The organism is Chitinophaga filiformis (genome assembly GCF_900102545.1).
Classification (GTDB): domain Bacteria; phylum Bacteroidota; class Bacteroidia; order Chitinophagales; family Chitinophagaceae; genus Chitinophaga; species Chitinophaga filiformis.
Map to the genome: position 1 here is coordinate 428314 of NZ_FNBN01000006.1, position 18937 is coordinate 447250.

Below are 18937 nucleotides of genomic sequence, written 5' to 3' on the forward strand. Positions count from 1 at the left end.
CCGTTAATTAACAAGCCCGGCTCTATTAAAACGAGCCGGGCTTGTTGTTAGTATTATTGATGTCAGTCTACGGACCGATCAACCTATTTCAGTTCCTGTGACAGGGAATAAGGCGCATCCTTGTCAGCGGTACCTCTTGTCTTGTTAGGCACTGCATCCATATCGAAATTGATGGTAGCACCTTTCATGAGCGCATTGTGATCGAGCCAGTTATTGGTATATGGCTTGCCGTTGAAGGTCATGCCTTTTACATAACGGTTTGCTTCGCTGTTCTTAGGAGCGGAGATGATCACCTGTTTGCCATTTTCCAGGGTCACGGTGGTCTTTTTAAATAAAGGCGCACCTACTACATACTGTTGTGTACCCGGACATACAGGATAGAAGCCCATCGCCGTAAATACATACCAGGCAGAAGTCTGACCATTATCCTCATCACCACAATATCCTTCAGGAGTAGCAGAATACAGGCGGTTCATTACCTCTCTCAGCCAGTACTGTGCCTTCCATGGCTCACCACCATAGTTGTACAGGTAGATCATGTGCTGGATAGGCTGGTTACCATGTGCATACTGTCCCATGTTCATGATCTGCATTTCGCGGATCTCATGGATAGTACCACCATAGTAGCTGTCGTCATATACCGGAGCCATAGCAAATACAGAGTCCAGCATAGCTGTGAAAGTCTTTTTACCACCCATCAGGTCAATCAGGCCCTGTACGTCGTGGAATACAGACCAGGTATAGTGCCAGCTGTTACCTTCAGTGAAGGCATCACCCCATTTGAAAGGGTTGAAAGGAGTCTGGAACTTGCCATCTTTGTTCTTACCACGCATCAGTTTTGTTTCAGGATCGAATACATTGCGGTAGTTGCGGGCCTGTTTTGCGAACCTTTCTACTTCAGCAGCCGGGCGTTTCAGCGCCTTCGCCAGTTTGTAGATGGTGAAGTCGTCATATGAATATTCGAGTGTACGGGCAGTGTTCTCGTTCACGTTCACGTCATAAGGCACATATCCCAGCTCATTGTAATATTTCACACCAGCGCGGCCCACAGAGGTCAGCGGACCAGCATTATCTGCATTTTTCAGGATCGCTTCATAAGCAGTGTTCACATCAAAACCAGTCACACCTTTTAAATAAGCGTCTGCGATCAGGGATGCAGAGTTAGAACCGATCATACAATCACGGTGACCAGGACTTGCCCACTCAGGTAACCAGCCACTTTCTTTGTAAGCATTCACCATGCCTTCCATGATGTGCGCATTCATAGATGGGTACATCAGGTTGAAGAATGGGAACACAGCACGGAAAGTATCCCAGAAACCATTGTCGGTGAACATGTAACCCGGCAGTACCTGGCCATTGTAAGGGCTGTAGTGTACTACGGCGCCTTTAGCGTCATATTCATAGAATTTGCGTGGGAACAGCATCGCACGATACAGGCAGGAGTAGAAGGTGCGTGTCTGGTCGGAAGTACCGCCTTCTACCTTGATGCGGCTCAGCTCTTTGTTCCAGGCAGCCTTTGCCTTGTCTTTAACAGCGTCAAAACTACTGCTACCGATCTCCTTCTGCAGGTTCAGCTCCGCCTGTTCAGGACTTATAAAGGAAGATGCTACTTTTACGTTCACCTTCTCCCCTTTTACAGTGGCAAAACCGATTACAGCGCCAACGTGTTTGTCCTGGGCTTCTGCTTCACCGGCTTTCAGTTCGCCGTTTTTGAAGGTAGCCACATAAGTGAATGGCTTATCGAAAGTCAGTACGAAGTAGTTCTTAAAGTTAGCAGGCACGCCACCGCTATTTTTGGTGGTATAACCAACTATCTTATGTTCAGCCTGTAATACCTTGATATAAGAACCTTTATCCAGGGCGTCGATCACCAGAAAGGCGCTGTCAGTCTTAGGATAGGTAAGACGGATAGCCGCTGCCCTTTCGGTGGGCGTGATCTCAGTGGTCACGTCATGGTCGGCCAGGTATACGCTATAATAATATGGTTTGGATACTTCTGCTTTATGAGAGAACCAGCTGGCCCTGTCATCTTCTTTGAATTTTACCTTCCCGGTTACCGGCATGATGGCAAACTGACCATAGTCGTTGATCCACGGACTGGGCTGGTGGGTCTGTTTAAAACCGCGCAGTTTATCAGAATCATAGGTATAAGCCCAACCGTCTCCCATTTTACCGGTTTGCGGCATCCAGAAGTTCATACCCCATGGAGTGGCGATAGCGGGATAGGTGTTACCAGTAGACAGGGATCCTTTGGAATCGGTACCCATTAGCGGGTTGACCCATTCTACCGGATCGGTTACGCTGTTGACGGTTTGCGCCTTTACCCAGCAGGAGGCAAGCATAAGGGCGGAAAAAATAACTCTTTTCATGTTGAGACGGATGGAATTTTAGCTTTTTATAGTCTGTAAAAATAGCTTTTCAGGCGAAAAATAAGAGTCTATTTTTTAAAATTGCGAAACCGTGACTGATAGCGAGGCTTAAATGATTTAGCTTTGCACGTCGGAATGCCATCTTTATTTTAAAACTTAATATGTTTTAACCACAGGAATAAACCTGCCCCAACTTTTAAAGTCAAACGATAGATTTTGTCGTTTGACAGACGAAAAGAGGCCATGTGATGTTTCTTTATACGACAAGATGCCAATCTGCCGTTTAAAATTCAAATCAAATCACTGCGAATGTTCGCAATTCCCATTTCAAGTCAACTACCTAAAAGAACATGAACATATGAACAAACATTTTACGCTAGCCATGAAAATGGTTGTAGCGGGTGTTGTTTTCAGCGCTGTATTCAGCGCCTGTCGTAAGAAAGACAGTACCAAGGTGGACAATACTACGCCAACATCCTCAACAGTCGTAACAGATGAAGATTCCCTCAAATATCTTATGTACCGCATTATGCAGGTAACATATGTGGATGGGGGCCGTAACAAAACGACCGACCTGCCAACTTATTTCTGGTATACCCAGGTTCCGCAACTGGATCCTTCCAGCAGCACTTACGCCACTGCTGATGATCTGTTGAGTACGATGAAAACGTATTCCAAGAATAGCGCCGGCACCGTACTGGACCGCTATAGCTTCCTGGACCGTACGGGTTCATTGTCCAGTTCATTACAGAATGGTCTTTCCGAAACCTTTAATAAAGTAAGCGCTACCGGCAACTATGGGATGGAGGTCAGCTATGCTTCTGATGGCTCCAAATCTTACCTGTATATTGTCTATGCGGATAAAAACTCTCCTGCCGGCCAGAAAGGTCTGACCCGGGGGGATGAGATCACTGCCGTAAACGGAGACAGCAATATCAGTTACGACGGAGCCAACGGCGCTAATGTCTCCAAAGTAACCAATGCCATCTATTACTCCACCTCGGTGACCTTAAAGGTAAAAAAGGCAGTAACAGGCGCCGAGGCTAACTATACGCTTACTTCCGGCACTTTCACCATCAACCCCGTGTTGTTTGACACTGTTTACACGGTGAATAGTCAGAAGGTAGGCTACTTTGTCTTTTACACCTTCACCAGCACCTACAATACGCAGGGAGCCGCTACTTTGACGAAAACCAAACTGGACGCCCTTTTCGCCAAGTACAAAGCAGCAGGCATCACCAACCTGATAGTAGACCTGCGTTACAACCAGGGTGGTTCTGTTACCACGGCCGAATACCTGGACAGTGCCATCGCTCCTGCTTCTGCAGCCGGCAAAACGATGTACTACTACCAGTATAATGATAAGCTAACAGCTAACCTTGACGGTACGGGACTGGAAACCAGTGTGAAGTTTCCGAATGTCACCGGCGGACTGAATCTCAACAATGTGTTCTTCATCACAGGCTCACACACGGCTTCTGCCAGTGAGCTGACGCTGAATAACCTGCTGCCTTACATGAATGTGAAACTGGTTGGAGATACTACTTATGGTAAGCCGGTAGGTTTTATCACTTTCAACATCTCAAAGTATGACAGCACACATACCAAGCAATACCTTGCCGACCTGTATGCTATCAACTTTGCTACGGAGAATGCCAGCCACGTAGGCGGTTATTATACAGGGATAGCGCCCGACCAGGTAGCGAACGACTATGTCAATGTTCCCTGGGGATACAGGAATGATGATGAGAACCTGGACAGGATCTTCAGTTATATCACTACCGGCAGCTTTGCCAGGACATCCGCCAACGCCCGTGTGCTGACAGAAACCGCTGTCAACCAGCGTGCCGCTATCCCATCGTCTATCGCTTCTCCCCGCTTCAACGGGATGGTGGATTATCGTATAGGTAAACGGATTCAATAATATTACCGGTGCTGGTCGTAATAATTTGCGGCCAGCTCAAATCCCAATAGAACTCTGTCCGCTGACGTAAGCGGAGTGGTAGCAGGTAAGCCCGCAGCCTCTTCCAATTGCGTCAGCGTTCTTATTCCTACTACGGCTGCTCTTACAGCAGGTTCTCCCAATACATAACAAATAGCGGTTTGCGCCGGAGTACGTTTATCTTCGGAGAATTTAGCTACTATTTTCGCGATTCTGCTCACTTCTTCGGCGCTATAGTTCAGATAGGGCTCTGCCGGCTTTCCTGCCAGTAATCCTTTAGCTACGCTGCCTCTTGCCAGTACGCCAATGTTGTTCTTGTCCAACAGCTGGAACACTTCTTCTTCTGGTCTTCTGTCCAGCAGGCTATACTGCATCATGACACTGCTAATGCGTGATCTTTTCACATATTCCCTGATCACATTAGGCCTGATGGAAGAGATGCCATAATACCGGATCTTCCCCTGGCGTTGCAACTGCTCGAAAGTTTCAATAATGTCATCAATAGGATCATCCAGGGTACCGCCATGCAACTGGTACAGGTCGATATAATCCGTGTCCAGGCGGCGCAGACTGTCGTCTACGGCTTTCTTAATATATTCCGGTGAGGGGTTCCAATCCCACCCGCTGCCATCGCTCCGCCATTGATTACCAACCTTGGTGGCTATGATGGCATCATTACGGCGTTCTTTCAATGCCCTACCCAGTTGTTTTTCATTTTCTCCCTGCTGATACAGATCGGCTGTATCAAAGAAGTTAATTCCCTTGTCCAGCGCCTGGTTGATCAGGGTTTCATTTTCCGCAACATTATTGCCTAAGGACATACAGCCGAAAGCTATCTCGGAGATGTCAAGTGTAGAGTTCCCAAGAATATTGTAATTCATGGTTCTAATTTAAGCAATTCTGCTTAGGAAGCAGACGCCGGATCTCTACGCCCGGGCAATGGGATATCTTTCTCAGGGATAGTTTTGATGAAGCTATCCACGGGATTGAGGAGGTACTTTACCTGTGTATATCTCCTGTTGCCGGCCATTCCTTTGATCCGTACATAGTCGTCCAGCATCTCCTTCTCCGTTAGTTTTAATACCATGTGCTTATGACCACTATCAAAGAATAAGGGATGTCCGGGTGGATATACCTTTCTGCGGGGCTGGTGGTCATGACCTGTAACCTCATAAAAACAAGGGATACCCTTTCCTTCTATATAAGGAGCGAAATAACGCACTATCCCCGACCCTACCCCCCGATCAAATTTCCTGCAGATATAATCAGTTGCATTGCCTGCCACAAGATCATCATACAGCGCACTATCCTTCGTCGCCACAAACTCTACCAGTACGAAAGCATCCGCAACCTTGTAGCTCCGTCCCTTTTGCGGCAGCGCTTTTTCCAGCAGCCGGGCAGAATCTTTTGTTATAATATGCATCAGGTGTTTCTCCAGCAAAGCCAGCCCTACTGCATTACCCGGCAGGAATGGAAAGCCTCCGAGATTTTCTTCATGAATGATCTGCCGGTAATAGCGATCATGATATTCTGCCTTACCAACCCCGGGAAACAATACATAGGCTCCCAGGACCTCCCTGGAATGCTCATACCGGCTTCCCTTCTTCCTCCTGCTGACAATAGCATCCCTGTATACCCGCATCTTGTCCAGATCTTCCTGCAGCGGCTCATCCATCTTTTCCAGCATATTATACCTGTCTGATTCCATAAGGCGATATTTGGCATCAAACAGGTAAGTCAGATACAGGTTTCTCGGCTGATCTTTTTTCCCTATCCGCAGGATAATATCCGGGCATTTATTTCCATTGATTGTTCCGGCATCATCCGCATCGAAATTATTCGTGTACCACAGTTCCTGGTAAAGCTCAATATTTATACCGCCGGCACACTCGAAAAGCAGTTTGGAATGCATGTTCTTATCTGGTGAAAGACGGAACGTGTTGCCCTTTATCGTTGGCATTTTTTTAACCTCCGGTGCTACTCCCGTAATCTTCTGTATCATATCAGTCATGGCAAAGAAGCTCCAGAGCTGGTAGAGATAAGCAATATCTTTCAGCTCTATTTCATACAGTCCTTCCTGTAATTCAAATCCCATCTTCAGGGTTTCCCAGTCTTTCATTAGTCCGGCATATCCAGGCTGTTTAGCTAACACTGGCGAAAATCTTTTTCTGTCCTGCAGTTTTCCTACACCTTTGAAAAAAGGGCGGGCTAGTAAGTGAGCGATCGCTTCTCCCGCAAATTCCAGCTGCATGCGGTATTCCTTGTCCATTCGTGCATTACTGCCATCTTTTTGAACTAACTTATAAATGCGTTTAAAGTGTTCAAGTATGTCTGTTATGACATATTTCACATACCTGTTCTCGTAATTGTCTTCCACAAGAACTTTGGTGTCCACTTCAAAGTATTTGTCCGGATGCCCATCGAATCGGACCAGCTTATCTGCCAGCCGGCCTTCAGCCCTTTTTATCTTGTCTTCACGCATGAATCCTTTCCCCGTGGATAACGTTTTATAAGGATCCTTCACAATGACATCCAGGTGCCGTAAAATGCTTCTGAAAATATTTCCGAAAATGGTCCACCAAAGGATATCACTTTCACCACTGTCCCTAACCTCAAAATAATGATAGGTTTTCCTCAGATAATCGATCGCCAACCGGGGATATATCCTTTCTATCTGCTTCACCATGGCAGGATGGTCTTTCTGGATGTCAAGTTTCGACGGGAATATAGTGAACTGGAACAGGACACTGTGTGAAACCGTTTTATGCTGATAATCGATGATCAGGTCAAACTCTCCCGGTTCATTATTAAATTTTAGTTCCGCCGAAGCAAACTGGGTATCTCCTTTTGTGGTCCTCACCTTAAACATATTCTTCACATTTTTCACTCGGGAATAGATGGAAGCCGATACTACCTCCGGACGAAAATCGATGCTTACTGAATAGGCTATATTCTCGAAGAATACCGGATGCTTCACAGTATAGATATCGGAGCTTTCCACCTCCTTCGAGGCAGGCTGCCAGATCTCGAATTTCCTGAGCGGACCTGTAAAAAGATAGGTTGTTTCAAAGTTCTCAGGCGCATGCCTCTTCTTCGAGGTTTCAAATGCATTTTCAAAGTCTTCTATTCCTGCGGGATTCAGCAGGTCAAATTCGATAGAGAAGTCTTTATGGTGGATAGTTAGTATATTCATGATCACCAGAATGATGTGAGGCCGGTTTTTCTTAATTGACGCTGTATCCTTGATAATTTCCGCTGGCAGGCAGGATACTGCCTGGTAGCCGCCTGTAATCCTTCAATAATATCTTCGCACTCGGCAGCATCGCCCGCGATCCTTGTCAGGATTTTCATACAGATCGCCTCATCGATACAGATATCCAGCCAGTTTCCGGGTACAGGCCCGTTAGCGGCCAATGCCTCATTATAAGCACAGTATAACAGTACGTCATTTCTTACACGAAGAGAAAGTGCAAACGGAGAATCTTTCAGTATGTCATTCAGCTTTGTCAGTTCGCTGATGATCCGATTCCTTTTTTTAGAGTTGTTACTATATACTTCCGGCCCTTTTAATATGCCTGTTGTAAGCGCTGCCGCAGCTTCATATGTATCAGGGTATTCCCATGTTTCTGCCCATGAAGTCAAGCCATATTCCATATCAACGTTATGCATTTCGATCACCATCGTTCTATCCAATACGCGCTGACTGATGGTATGGGTTGTTTCATCCATGTTAATGGTTCCGATCACGGCCAGATTAGCAGGCATCACGATCCCTCTTTCGAGAAAATAAGCCTGAAGGCGGGTATCGTCTGCTATCCCCAGTTTAGCCCAGAAACCGGGATCTCCTGTGCTATATACGGACACGTCATCGCTGCTGATGAAAGCATCATAGGCCGTAACGTCATCTGCCTGCCGGGCAGTTTCGAGTATACTCAGGAAGTCGGGAAAATAGTGTTCAATCTTTGCCAGGTTCATTTCATCCAGGCAGGCGAAGAATGGGATATGTGGATACCGGCATGCTTTAACAATAAAACGGAGCAGGCCAGTGCAATGATATCTTGAGGTGCCTTCCCGGGTCACCAGGTATCCCAGCAGGTCGTCAGTGTCATGCCAGTCCGGCCTTACCCTGATCATCTCAAAATTACCGGGCTGTCTTGCATTTCTCAGTGCGGCATCAGCACAAGTGATGTAAGCCAGTTTTCTGACCGTCCAGGATTTTCCTGTTCCGCTCACCCCACTCAGCAAAACAAAAGGCTTCGTTTTAACAGCCATGAGCAATTGCCGGTAAGGATGCGTAAACTCAATTCCCGTTTTTTCATTTTTAAGCCCTTTTACGGCCTTTTTCGATCCGGAAGGGCTAATGAGCTTCATTTCTATTTCCCGCTCGTTAACGGTCAGGTTTACCGCCTCTACGTGCATGTTACATTCTTCCAACACCTCCAGTGCCGGTCCGGAAGGAAATAACTGTTTCAGATCATGCATCCGGGTTAACCGGGCAGTGTTATCAGCAGCTCCGGATATCGAAAGGTCAGCTATGCCGTTGTGCCGAAGGGGTTTGGTCCACTTCCAGCCTGCGGGAATAGTCGCCGCCTGCCGTATTTTGTACATCCTGAACTCATCCCCTTCCCCCGCGCCGTATACCTTGCCTTTATACTCAAATTCCTTCAGCCAGGAGCGCTTGTTCCGAATGCCAGTCCGTAATGTGTTGGTAGCTACCGTATACAAGACCTCCTTTTGCTCCCGGTTCACGAAAAAGACCACATCCCCCAACCGGGTATCTTTCAGTATATCCTCATCCCAGAAAATGAAATCTCTGTTGTCAGACAACAGGTTGTGATAGTCGGTATTTCCGTTCCTGACGTCATAGATCCTTGCAGGTTTCATACAATGCAATTTCATCTCAATATCACATCAAAAAATAACATAAACAACTAAATGCCAATTAATTATCAATACAATAATCTCATTATCATATTGATTCTATCAACTCCATTACACCTGTCCTGGTTTTATTTCTAAGTCCCAAGCGAAGTCAATACTGCACCGGATTTGGGGCATATGTTCGTCTTTATCCCCTTCATTGTTCGCTCTTTTCCCTATGCTTCCATATCGCGTTACCGTCATTTCCATATCATTTCAGGCTCATTTCTATATCGATTAGATATATATATGAGCCTAAAGTGATATCCAGATGACGATAAAGTGATATGGAGATATAGGAACTCAATGCTACACAGAGCGGGATCTGAATGAAAAAAAACCGTCGGTATCCAGGTCCTGGCCTTATCCATGGCCGAACAACGACGTTTATCCTGTCCCGTTCATTCAGAAAATCAGTATTTCTCAAAAAAATTCAACAATTTGCGTTGGTAACCAGCGTAGCGGAAAAGAAGAAAGTTTGTCATTACAACACCCATGAACTAAATCATCCGATGGAGCAAGTACAGATCGGTAAGTGCGTTTACATTATAAACACAGGAAAAAACCTCTATAAGATCGGCAAGACGCAGGATCTGCAGAAGCGTTTGGCTTCCTACCATACCCATCTGCCCGTTATGTTCCGGGTGATCAGACAGTACGCTTCCGCTAATATGACCGAACTGGAAGAATGCCTGCATATCATTTTCCAGCATAAACGCGTTAAGGGTGAATGGTTTGAACTGAGCAAAGACGACCTTGTCATTTGTGACAATATCGCCCGTAATTATGCCCTTACAGAACTACATAAACAGGCCAGGAAGTATGCCGTCATCCGCTACAGTGATAATCCGCTGCTGCAGGTGATGGAAGCCAATGAAAAGTACCTGCAGGACTACTCCAGGGTAGCACAGGATGTGGAACTAGGCCTCAGCACCGACGAGATCTTCGAACTGAACGAGGGCCAGGTCAGCAAAGCCGTCATCGAAACTGTAAGGCGCCTCCTGAAATACCGTACCCCCAACTCCGAATTCCTCAGCAAATGGCTCCGGGTGGTGAACGACCTCGGGGAAGGCCTGAGCGAAAACGCCATCCTCGACCGGTACAAAGGTCAGATCAGCCGTACCACTATCCAGATGATCAAGAGAATACTCCGTAACCAGCTCTATTAGCAACAGCCCTGCTCCAATCAGCTGATTATCAAATGTTAATTATTTGGTATAGGAATTGTTAAAGTAGAATAAATGTTAAACCCTGACGTTTAGTAATAGTCTAATTACTATAAACAGGGAGACAATCTCTCTTTTTTTAAATCATCTATCAACATGAAAAACAGGATATATTTACTGTTCTCACTCATTCTCCTGGCCGGGATGAGTACAGTAAACAGCGCGTATGCACAGCGGGGACGTTTTGGAGGAGGACACGGCGGGTATAGAGGGGCCGGGAGCAGAATCGTTTCGTCACCACGCGTGTCAGCCAGAGTTGGAGTAGGATTCGGATATGGCGGAGGCTATTATCACTACCGCGCCCCTGTCCGTTATTACCACGGATATGGCGGCTACTATTATCGCCCGCATTACTACCCTTACCGTTATTACGGTCCGGCCATTGGTTTCCGTGTCAACTTCCTGCCTTATGGCTTCCTGACATTTAACACCGGATGGGGACCTTACTATTACTACGATGGTTTCTTCTACCGTCCGTATGCCAACACACAAACACAGACCGAACAGTATGAGGTAGTAGACCCTCCGATGGGCGTCGTAGTACCTACCCTGCCAAGTGGTGCGAAGCAAGTGAAGATAGACGGTAACATTTATTACCAAAAGAATGGTACCTTCTACCAGGAAATAGAACAGGACAATCAGACAAAATACGTAGTAGTTGGTAAGAATGGCGAGCTGAATACGGGTAGTGGTGAAGACAACCAGGATCAGAGTACTGAACCTGCTTCCGGAGATGTGATGGCTACATTACCTGAAGGTAGCCGCGGTGTAGAAATCAACGGTCAGCAACTGTATGTTTCTCCGGATGGCATGTATTATCAGGAAGTAACCAATCCCGATAATTCACGGGGTTATAAAATAGTCGGAAAAACATCAGCAGATAACTAAGATTCACGCTAAGTGAATGAACAAGTGGCACATAGTAGCTCAGCTATCATGTGCCACTTATTTTTTTTATTTACATAAGTACATACACGCTATATTAAGTTCACGTTACGCGCCTACATAATTCCATTTGCCTCTTCTTTTATAAAAATTATTTTGTTAGTTTTAGCATAGATTCATGCTTTGCTCAAATAACCATAACACCATATTTGTTTTTTATGAAAACTATAACCCGACTTGAAGACACTCCCCGTGAGGGGAAACCATTAGCACAATCCGCCGATACTGTTGAATGTCCATTAGAATAAGAAGGAGAATGTTTGATCTTGTCGTAAACACTGAACAGTGACTACAACACATGTCGTGTTGCTCATGTGAGAGATTCGGGCCGTTTAGCCTATATTAATTCTGCGCTATGAAATCATCCTATTCGAAAAACAGGAGGGTTATGCCTTGTCCATGACGTCCCTCAGGGCATAACCGGGAATTACAGCCAGATATCTAAATTAATACGTGCGGTATAGCATTAATCGATGATTGTAAATCATGGTCAGGACTAGTCATGCCTGTAACCTACTAAACGTCCAGGAATGGAAACACCTACTATTATCGGGCTCACTCCCATGGAGTACCCTGACGTACTATTGGCCCTCGCATTGGCCAAAGCAAATGCGTTCCCTGTATTACATCTCGGACGCAATAAAGACACCGCAATTAAAGCCCTTGAAGAACTATCACAACATGGTTATCCCTTTGGTGTCTGCTATGCGGAGAAAGAAATGACAGATATCCCGTTACCCGAACAGGTTACACTGATCATCGCTCCCTATCATATTAAAGTAAGCACGCGTAAGCGTACACGTATCCTGTACCAGGTCCATACCTTATTCGAAGCACAACAGGCGGTACAGGATAAAGCAGATGGTATTATTATAAAAGGAAATGAAGGCGCAGGTAAGGTAGGTGATGAATCATCCTTCATCCTTTTTCAACAGATCGTTAAAGCACTCCCTGATACAAAGATATGGGTACAGGGTGGTGCCGGCATCCATACTACAGCAGCACTGATGGCCACTGGCGCCACTGGTGTGGTACTGGACAGTCAGCTGATATTATTCCCTGAATGCAAGGCTCCTGCTGCCATCAAGAACGTATGTGAAAAACTGAATGGCAACGAAGCCCGTGTGATAGATGGATACCGTATACTGGTACGGCCTAATTCACCTGCACTACCAGAGAACGCTACACGCGAAGACATACAACCATATCTCGGCATTTTAGATCTGGACAAAGGCCTCCTGCCGATAGGGCAGGACGTTGCAATATCCGTTGATCTTGTAAAACGCTACAGGAAACTGGGTAGGATGATCGACGGCATGCATGAAGCCATTCGTGGTCACCTCTTACAGGCTAAGACCGTGAATGTGATCAGTCCCAATAATGCACTGGCAAAAGAGCTGAACATCACCTATCCTATTGCACAAGGCCCTATGACGCGCGTCAGCGACGTACCTGCATTTGCAGCTGCTGTTGCCAATGCGGGCGCATTGCCATTTGTGGCCCTTTCACTGTTGAAAGGCGCCGCTGCACAGGACCTCGTAAAACAAACAAAAGAACTCGCGAAAGATAATACCTGGGGTGTCGGTATTCTTGGATTTGCACCACAGGAATTGCGTGATGAGCAGATTGAGATCATCAAGGAAGCCAGGCCTCCACTGGTTTTAATTGCCGGTGGTCGTCCTTCGCAGGCGAAAGCACTGGAAGATATGGGCATCAAATCTTTCCTCCACGTACCATCAGCCTCCCTGCTGGATATGTTCATTAAAGAAGGCGCCAGGAGATTTGTATTTGAAGGACGTGAATGTGGTGGTCACGTAGGGCCATTGTCCAGTCTCGTGTTGTGGGAGAAACAGATTGAGCGTTTGTTGCAGGAAGAACAGGCATCACAGCTGAACATCTTCTTTGCGGGTGGTATACATGATGCATTGTCTACTGCCTTCATTGCAGTAATGGCGGCCTCTCTGGCTACCAAAGGTGCGAAGATTGGTGTACTGATGGGTACTGCTTATATCTATACAAAAGAGGCAGTGGAAACAGGCGCTATCCTGCAGCAATTCCAGGATCAGGCGATTGCGCATACAGGTACGGTGTTGCTGGAAACAGCTCCCGGACATGAAACACGTTGCCTGCAATCGCCATTTGCTGATTTCTTCCAGGAAGAAAAAAGTAAACTCAATGCGGAACAGCTGGATAAAAAAGAGATCTGGAGCAGGCTAGAGGCCCTGAATGTAGGCCGGCTACGCATGGCTGCAAAGGGAGTAGACAGAACAGAGAACGGGCTGGTGAACATTGATACTATGCAACAACTGCAGGAAGGTATGTATATGATAGGTCAGGTGGCTGCTTTGCGCAATGAAAAAGTGAGCATGGTTGATCTGCATAAAGATGTCGCTGAAAATAATTTTACATATATCCGAAATGCGGAACTGCCTGCTCCGGTTACGCATCCTGAAAAGGCGCTGGACATTGCCATCATTGGTATGGCCTGCATCTATCCGGGCGCGCGTAACATAGAAGAGTTCTGGAGCAATATACTGGCGGGTAAGGACTGTGTGACGGAAGTACCGGATGAGCGTTGGAATAAGGAATTATATTATGATGGCAACTCTCCTGATGGGGATAAGTCACCTTCCAAATGGGGCGGTTTTATTCCTAAGATAGATTTCGACCCGGTGGCTTTTGGCATTCCGCCACAATCGCTGGCAGCGATTGATCCTACACAGTTACTGGCATTACTGGTGGCTAAACAGGCACTGGAAAATGCGGGTTATGCTAACCCGGATCATAATACAGAAGATATCTCTGTGATCATTGGCGCTGAAGGTGGTAATGATCTCGCCAATAACTACGGCTTCCGTTCACTCTATCGCCAGTTCCTGGGAGAGATGCCGGAAGAACTGGATGCTGCATTGCCTAAGCTGACGGAAGATTCCTTCCCCGGTGTACTGGCCAATGTGATCTCAGGCCGTATCACCAACCGTCTGAATCTGGGCGGCAGGAACTATACCGTAGATGCTGCCTGCGCATCCTCTCTGGCGGCTATCGACCTGGCCTGCCAGGAACTGATACTGGGTAAATCAGAGATGGTGCTGGCCGGCGCTGCCGACCTGCATAACGGCATTAACGACTACCTTATGTTTGCCAGCACACATGCACTGTCGCGCAAAGGACGCTGTATGACCTTCGATTCCGGCGCTGATGGTATTGCACTGGGTGAAGGTGTGGCAATGGTGGTATTGAAAAGATATGATGATGCTAAACGCGACGGAGACCATGTTTATGCTGTTATTAAGGGTGTGGGGGGCTCCAGTGATGGCAAGAGCCTCGGACTGACTGCTCCCCGTAAAGCAGGACAGATAAAAGCACTGGAAAGAGCATATGAGCAGAGCGGTGTATCACCGGCTGCACTGGGATTGGTGGAAGCACATGGTACCGGCACAGTAGTGGGTGATAAAACAGAACTGAGCGCCTTATCAGATATGCTGATACAGTCAGGCGCTATCGCCGGACAAACACACCTGGGCTCTGTAAAAACACAGATCGGGCATACCAAATGTGCGGCAGGATTGGCTGGACTGATCAAGGCCGCCCTCTCAGTATATCATGGTGTTAAGCCTCCTACCCTGCATATCAAGGCGCCTAATGCTTTCTATAATGAGGCTACCAGTCCCTTCCTGTTCAATACACAGGCAGGTATATGGCTGGATGAGCACAGGCTGGCAGGGATCAGCGCCTTCGGCTTTGGAGGTACCAACTTCCATGCGGTGATAGAGAATGATCCCGCAGGAAAAGAAAAACCAGTTGCCATTACATCCTGGCCTGCAGAACTCTTTGTGTTCCGCGGAGAAAATGATGCAGATGTAAAACGGCTGATGCAGGCGGTACACACTATCCTGGAGTATAACGACCAGGTACCATTGAGAGATATTGCTTACAGTCTTTATCATTACAGCGATGCACCTATCCGCCTGTCAATAGTGGCTTCCGGCCGTGAAGACCTGATGCTGAAAACAGACCTGGCACTGTCTGGCGCTACTTCGAAAGAGATCCATGTCACCAATAAAGTGGAAGGTAAAGTAGCCTTTATGTTCCCCGGACAGGGCAGTCAGCGTGTCAATATGGCGAGAGAACTGTTTGTCGCTTTTCCGCAGATGCGTAAGCTGTTGAAAGCATATCCACAGTATGAAAAAATACTCTTCCCTGCTGCTGCTTTCAGCGACAGCGCTTTGCAACAGCAAAAAGAGAAGATCAAAGATACCCGCATCACTCAACCACTGTTAGGCATTGTAGACCTGGCGATGGCATCCTTCCTGAAAGACCTGGGCATACTGCCGGATATGGTAGCAGGACATAGTTACGGCGAATTACCTGCGCTCTGCTTTGCAGGTGCATTTGCCGAAGAACAACTGGTACCCCTCAGTGAGAAAAGAGCAAAAGCCATTATGGATGCAGTAGAAGGAGATAAAGGTGTGATGGTGGCGGTGAATATTACAGAAGATGCACTGGCCCCCTTCACCCAAAAAGGAAGCGGCGTTTATGCAGTGAATCATAACTCTCCGCAGCAATGGGTACTGGCTGGTGCAACGAAAGACATGGAACAACTCATGGCGCAACTGAAGGAACAAAAGATCTCCTTCAAACAAATGGAAGTGGCTTGTGCGTTTCATAGTCCGCTGATTGCAAAATCGGCTACCCTGTATAAAACAGCGATCGGTAAAACATCTTTCAGCAAACCAGCTATCCCGGTATGGTCCAACACCACGGCAGCATTATATCCTGATACGGCAAGCGCTATTAAGGAAAGGATGGCTGAGCACCTGACAAGTCCAGTGTTGTTCTCTGAAGAAGTGGAAAAGATGTATTCAGCAGGCGCCAGGATATTTATTGAGGTAGGTCCGGGTAAGGTATTGACTGGTCTGACTCATTCCATCATTGGCAAAGACGGTGTGGTAATGCACTCAGAAGATAGTGAACCGAATGCTATCGCACATCTGCTGAATACTATCGCGAAATATATCGCCAGCGGCAGGAATGTACAGCTGGATAAACTGTTTAATGGTCGGAATACACAAACCATCCAGCTGGATGCACCAAACCAATACAAGAAAAGTGCTACCATCTGGCACGTGAATGGTCAGCTGGCGGTACCGACTACCGGTAAACTGCCTGCACATGGCGCACTGCCGGTTTTGACGCCAATACAACTGAAAACCGCTGTTGCGGCGCAACCTGTTATCGTGAATGGGAATGCGGAGCACATGGTACAGGAATACCTGAACAGCGTGAAATACCTGGTACAGGCGCAGCGGGATGTGATATTAAGTTACCTGGGACAAAACCCTGCTAATATCAGTCGCCTGGAAATACCTGAAACACCGGTTGCCAGACCTGCAATTCCTGCAAAGAAGGAACAGGAGCCAACAACTACACAGGTAAAAGTATCCGTGAGTGCCCAACCGGCAAGGGGTAAACAGGATGTGAAGAAGATCCTGATAGAAGTAGTCAGCGCCAAGACCGGTTATCCACATGAAATGCTGGGCATGGAGATGGATATGGAAGCAGATCTAAGCATCGATTCCATCAAGAGAATGGAGATCATCGGTGAATTGAGAACACAGATGGGCGGCTTTAATGCAGGCGGCAAGAGTGATGAAACAGCTGTAGAACAACTGGCAGGTATCAAAACCCTGAACGGACTGCTGGAGTGGATCGCCAACAATGTAGGCGATGCCCAGGCGGAAACAGGAGGTATCTCCTTACAACATGCCATTGAAAAACCAACTAATACAACGCCCGCCAGTCAAGGCTGGACGGAAAACGACATCAGAAGCACCATATTACTGACTGTCAGCGAAAAAACAGGTTATCCGCAGGAGATGCTGGGCATGGACCTGGATCTGGAAGCGGATCTAAGCATTGATTCCATCAAACGTATGGAAATACTGGGCGAGCTGCGGGTTAAAATAGGAGGATTAGCAGAATCGGACGAGAAAACAGAAGCACTGACCGGCATTAAGACACTGAATGGTCTGGTGAGCTGGATCTCCGCTAATATGCCTGCTACGACCGCTCCTGCACCAGCGTCTTCTGAGGAACCTGCAACCGTATCAACAACTGCACCGGCAGCCCTGTCGAGGATACGATTTTCATTAGTACCCTCCGGCTTCGATGAGAAAGAAACAGTGAGTCTTGCCGGTAAAAGCCTGGCCGTAACTGACGATGGCAGCCACCTGCCACTGGCCGTTAAAAAACTGCTGGAGCAACAGGGCGCAAAAGTGGACATTGTTACAGAAAAGGACTTACTCGAAAATTACCACGGTCTGATCATCCTGGATATGGTATCTGCTCCGGAACGGCCTGACATTCTCAGCACTTTTGCCACTATCAAAAAACTGCATCCTGATAATGTAAAATGGGTATATGCCATCTCAGGATCAAGTAACAACGATCCCCGCCAATTGCGTGAACTACAGGGATATCCTGGGTTCCTGAAAAGCCTGGACAAAGAATGGGACCATGCAAAATGCAGAAGTATCAGCCTGACCGGTTATGTTTCACCAGAAAAGATCCCTGCTATCATACTCGGTGAATTAATGCACCCCGATACGCCTGCTGAAGTGATCTATCATGATGGTGTAAGACACATCTTCGATCTGATTCCTACACAACTGAGCGCAGGACAGACATCAGATATCAAACTGAACAAGGATTCTCTTGTACTCGTACTGGGTGGTGCGCAAGGCATCACAGCAGAACTGATGGTACGCTTCTCGAAAGAGTATCCATGTCATTATGTACTGGTAGGCAGATCACCCGATCCAAGGGAGGAAGACATGCCTAACTATACCGGGCTTACAACCAAAGATGAGATCCGCCAGCAGCTGATCATGGAAGGAAAGCTAACAACGCCGGCAGCTATCGAAAAACATGCATCAGATATTCACAAGTCCAACCAGATACTGCAAACCATCCGCTCACTGGAAAGCCACGGATCAACCGTTACCTACCAGGCGCTTGACCTGAGGAATGAAAGTGAACTGGCCTCCTTCATTGATAAACTCTATGAACAGTATGGAAAGATAGACGGTGTGGTGCATGGCGCAGGATTGCTGGAAGATAAACTGTTCCGGCAGAAGACGTCTGACTCTTTCGAGAGAGTGTTCACTACTAAAGTAACACCCCTTAGGATACTGGCGGAAAAACTGAGGCCGGATACACAATTCATAGTGCTCTTTTCCAGTGTCGCTTCTGTATATGGCAACCGCGGACAAACCGACTATGCAGCCGCCAACAGTGTATTAGACCGTTATGCCTGGGAATTGAAAAATGTGATCAAAGGGAAAGTGACGACTATCAACTGGGGCCCATGGAAAGGCACCGGCATGGTATCGCCCACGCTGGAGAAGGAATATGAGAGAAGAGGAATAGCGCTGATACCATTACAGGCAGGCATGGAAACATTCGTAAACGAGCTGAAATACGGCAATGAAAGCCAGGTGCTGATCATGGCAGAATAATCATCATTAAAGTCA

8 protein-coding genes are annotated in these 18937 nt (G+C 47.0%); 4 read left to right on the forward strand and 4 right to left on the reverse strand.

Annotated elements, in window-relative coordinates; all coding sequences use genetic code 11:
* Positions 1-83: 83 nt before the first annotated feature.
* The gene (locus tag BLR32_RS24100) at positions 84-2372 is read right to left on the reverse strand and encodes a GH92 family glycosyl hydrolase (RefSeq protein ID WP_089835404.1); all 2289 of its coding nucleotides are present in this window, start codon (positions 2370-2372) and stop codon (positions 84-86) included.
* 358 nt (positions 2373-2730) lie between these two features.
* Here BLR32_RS24100 and BLR32_RS24105 point away from each other — a divergent pair, with 358 nt between their 5' ends.
* A complete protein-coding gene (locus tag BLR32_RS24105; protein ID WP_176842413.1) occupies positions 2731-4296 on the forward strand; it encodes a S41 family peptidase in 1566 nt (521 codons plus the stop codon).
* A 2-nt stretch (positions 4297-4298) separates the two neighbouring features.
* On the opposite strand, the gene BLR32_RS24110 is transcribed toward BLR32_RS24105, so the two are convergent.
* Genes BLR32_RS24110 through BLR32_RS24120 form a run of 3 tightly spaced genes read right to left on the reverse strand, consistent with a single transcriptional unit; the run spans position 4299 to position 9198 of the window.
* On the reverse strand, positions 4299-5195 hold the full coding sequence (locus tag BLR32_RS24110; protein WP_089835406.1) for an aldo/keto reductase: 897 nt from the start codon (positions 5193-5195) through the stop codon (positions 4299-4301).
* Between the two features lie 23 nt (positions 5196-5218).
* Entirely contained in the window at positions 5219-7507 is a 2289-nt protein-coding gene (locus BLR32_RS24115; protein ID WP_089835407.1) for a DUF2357 domain-containing protein, read from the reverse strand.
* A 2-nt stretch (positions 7508-7509) separates the two neighbouring features.
* A complete protein-coding gene (locus BLR32_RS24120; protein ID WP_089835408.1) occupies positions 7510-9198 on the reverse strand; it encodes an McrB family protein in 1689 nt (562 codons plus the stop codon).
* Between the two features lie 548 nt (positions 9199-9746).
* Here BLR32_RS24120 and BLR32_RS24125 point away from each other — a divergent pair.
* The 3 genes from BLR32_RS24125 to BLR32_RS24135 all read left to right on the forward strand — a co-directional run bounded on the left by BLR32_RS24125 (position 9747) and on the right by BLR32_RS24135 (position 18922).
* Positions 9747-10403 carry a GIY-YIG nuclease family protein gene (locus BLR32_RS24125; protein ID WP_089835409.1) on the forward strand — a complete coding sequence of 219 codons (657 nt, stop codon included), beginning with the start codon at positions 9747-9749 and terminating at the stop codon, positions 10401-10403.
* A 153-nt stretch (positions 10404-10556) separates the two neighbouring features.
* A complete protein-coding gene (locus BLR32_RS24130) occupies positions 10557-11348 on the forward strand; it encodes a DUF6515 family protein (protein WP_089835410.1) in 792 nt (263 codons plus the stop codon).
* 587 nt (positions 11349-11935) lie between these two features.
* On the forward strand, positions 11936-18922 hold the full coding sequence (locus BLR32_RS24135) for a type I polyketide synthase (protein WP_089835411.1): 6987 nt from the start codon (positions 11936-11938) through the stop codon (positions 18920-18922).
* Positions 18923-18937 lie beyond the last annotated feature (15 nt).

Coding starts and splice junctions, on each gene's coding strand:
- BLR32_RS24100 (WP_089835404.1), bottom strand. CDS start 2,372: ATGAAAAGAGTTATTTTTTCCGCCCTTATGCTTGCCTCCTGCTGGGTA.
- BLR32_RS24105 (WP_176842413.1), top strand. CDS start 2,731: ATGAACAAACATTTTACGCTAGCCATGAAAATGGTTGTAGCGGGTGTT.
- BLR32_RS24110 (WP_089835406.1), bottom strand. CDS start 5,195: ATGAATTACAATATTCTTGGGAACTCTACACTTGACATCTCCGAGATA.
- BLR32_RS24115 (WP_089835407.1), bottom strand. CDS start 7,507: ATGAATATACTAACTATCCACCATAAAGACTTCTCTATCGAATTTGAC.
- BLR32_RS24120 (WP_089835408.1), bottom strand. CDS start 9,198: ATGAAACCTGCAAGGATCTATGACGTCAGGAACGGAAATACCGACTAT.
- BLR32_RS24125 (WP_089835409.1), top strand. CDS start 9,747: ATGGAGCAAGTACAGATCGGTAAGTGCGTTTACATTATAAACACAGGA.
- BLR32_RS24130 (WP_089835410.1), top strand. CDS start 10,557: ATGAAAAACAGGATATATTTACTGTTCTCACTCATTCTCCTGGCCGGG.
- BLR32_RS24135 (WP_089835411.1), top strand. CDS start 11,936: ATGGAAACACCTACTATTATCGGGCTCACTCCCATGGAGTACCCTGAC.